Origin of the sequence: Flavobacterium taihuense (assembly GCF_019351435.1) — a bacterium.
Taxonomy (GTDB): Bacteria; Bacteroidota; Bacteroidia; order Flavobacteriales; family Flavobacteriaceae; genus Flavobacterium; species Flavobacterium taihuense.
This window is the reverse complement of record NZ_JAHWYN010000049.1, coordinates 1-2617: the sequence shown is the minus strand read 5'-3', so window position 1 is coordinate 2617 and position 2617 is coordinate 1. Positions and strand designations below refer to the sequence as shown.

Genomic DNA, 2617 nt, shown 5'->3' with positions numbered 1-2617 from the left:
TGGAAAAACCGGTCAAATTGACCACCACTTTCCAGTGTAAATTGACCACCAGTTCCGGAGCAAACTGACCACCACTTTCCAGTTCAAATTGACCACCTAATTTCGGGGTAAATTGATTATTAAAAACTACTGATTTTTTCATGTTGTTAGAACCATACATTCGTTAAAAAAATACGGATTATGGCAAACAAAATAACAGACATGAGTAAAATTAGAAAAGTAATTAAATTCTATTGTGATGGAAAGAGTAAGTTATTTATAAGTAGCTACTTATCCCTTTCCAGGAATACGGTAAAGAAATATATTTCTTTATTTGAAGTCCTCGGATTAAACTTTGAATTAATTGATAAAAAAACAGATGCTGAACTAGAACTTTTGTTTTCACAAACTACAGTGGAATCAATTAGTCCCAAATTGCAGACACTCCATAATTTTTTTCCTAAAATGGAGCGTGAACTAAAAAAAGTTGGCGTTACCATACAACATATGTGGGAACAATATGTTGGCATAAACCCTGATGGTTACAGGAGTTCGCAATTTGCTCATCACTACAAAGTATGGAGTAAACGAGTCAATCCGGTAATGCACATGAATCACAAAGCAGGTGATAAAATGTATGTGGATTATGCCGGAAAAACACTCTCCATTATTGATAACGACACTGGTGAAATCAAAGAAGTACAATTTTTTGTAGCCATATTGGGAGCCAGTCAATACACGTATGCTGAAGCTTCCATGAGCCAACAGAAGGAAGATTTTGTCACTTCGGTAGAAAATGCTATGCGCTTTTTTGAAGGCACTCCTGAGGCAATTGTCCCAGATAATTTAAAATCTGCAGTAATAAAAAGCAGTCGTTTTGAGCCGACAATTAATGAAACCTTGGCTGATTTAGCGGAACATTACGAAACTACAATCTTGCCTGCCAGGGCTTATAAACCAAGAGATAAGTCATTAGTTGAAGGAGCTGTTAAGATCTTATACAGAAGGATTTATGTGACTCTAAAAGAAACTAAATTCTTTAGTTTGGAAGAATTGAACCAGCAGATATGGGATTTATTGGATACTCATAATAATCGAAAACTCACAGGACGCCCTTACTCTCGAAAAGAGTTGTTTTTAGAAGATGAGAAACAACAACTGCGCCCACTACCACAAGAACGCTTTGAAATCAAATACCAATCCTTTGCAACGGTAATGCAAAATGGGCATGTTCAATTAAGTCAAGACAAAAACTACTACAGTGTTCCATATCAGTATGTAAAGAAAAAAGCGAAACTCTTGTACACCAAATCAACCGTGGAGATCTATTATAAATACAATCGAATAGCTGTTCATGAACGAAATTACAAACCTTATGTCTACACCACAATCCCAGAGCATTTAGCCAGTACACATCAATTTGTAGCCCAATGGAGTGCTGCTCGATTTATTGATTGGGCAAGTAGTATTGATGAGTCAGTGGGAGAATATATTATGCAGATAATCGAAAGCAGAAACCATCCTGAACAGGCTTACAAAAGTTGTTTAGGAATACTAAACTTCGAAAAAAAGGTTGGTAAGCAGCGATTAATAAATGCCTGTAAACGGGCACTTGATTTTAGAATTTACAATTTTAAGACCATACAGAATATTTTAGAAAACAACTTAGACCATATTGATTTTGAGCAAGAACCCCAGCAGGAACTCCCGAATCACGGTAACATAAGAGGAAAACATTATTATAACTAAATTAAATCTTGAAAACATGAATGAATCCACAGTAACAAAAATGAAACAAATGAAGCTTTATGGTATGTTCAATGCTTTTAAAACAGCCATTGAAAGCGGGAAAACAGACCACTACACGCTAGATCAGTTTGTATCGATGATTATTGATGCGGAATGGGACGAAAGGCACAATCGTCGTATTGAACGCAGTATCAAGAATGCCAGATTCCATTATAAATCAAATATTGAAAGCGTCAATTTTGATGTATCACGCAATCTTGACAGAAACATGGTTCTGCGTCTGGCAGAATGTGAATTTGTAGAAAAAAATGAAAACATCTTAATCACGGGAAGTACAGGTGTAGGTAAGAGCTATTTAGGTACAGCATTAGGTTATCAAGCCTGTATACAAGGTTTTAAAGTGAGTTATTTTAATACATCGAAGTTGTTTGCTAAATTAAAAATGGCCAAAGCAGATGGCTCTTACCTGCGCGAGCTTGCTAAAATTGAAAGGCAAGACGTCATTATACTTGACGATTTTGGACTCCAAGCATTAGATAGTCACAACCGAATTACCCTTTTGGAGATCATTGAAGACAGGCATAATAACGGTTCTATAATTGTGACATCACAAATCCCAGTACAAGGTTGGTATGATATAATTGGCGAAAAAACTATAGCTGACGCAATTTTGGATAGACTTATACATCAATCTCACCGACTCGAATTACATGGGGAATCTATGAGAAAGAAAAGAGGCATAAACAAAGGGTAATATTTTAAGTATATTTGAATACTAATTAACAGATGAAAAAAAGTAGTTTTTAATGAAAAATGGAGGTGGTCATTTTGCTCCGGAATTAGGTGGTCATTTTGAATTGGAATCAGGTGGTCACTTTAAATTGGAATT

Annotated in this window: 2 protein-coding genes; both read left to right on the top strand. The window is 35.7% G+C overall.

The window, feature by feature from the left end:
* The first annotated feature begins 180 nt into the window (after positions 1 to 180).
* Positions 181 to 1728 (top strand): IS21 family transposase, encoded by a 1548-nt coding sequence (istA, locus tag KZH69_RS20270; protein ID WP_219319284.1) that lies wholly within the window; start codon positions 181 to 183, stop codon positions 1726 to 1728.
* A 16-nt stretch (positions 1729 to 1744) separates the two neighbouring features.
* Positions 1745 to 2482: an IS21-like element helper ATPase IstB gene (gene istB, locus KZH69_RS20265; protein WP_219319283.1), complete on the top strand. Its 738-nt coding sequence runs from the start codon at positions 1745 to 1747 to the stop codon at positions 2480 to 2482.
* The last annotated feature ends 135 nt before the right edge of the window (positions 2483 to 2617 follow it).

Bases quoted from the DNA above. Each gene is read 5' to 3' on its own strand.
- istA (WP_219319284.1), top strand. From the start codon at position 181: ATGGCAAACAAAATAACAGACATGAGTAAAATTAGAAAAGTAATTAAA.
- istB (WP_219319283.1), top strand. From the start codon at position 1,745: ATGAATGAATCCACAGTAACAAAAATGAAACAAATGAAGCTTTATGGT.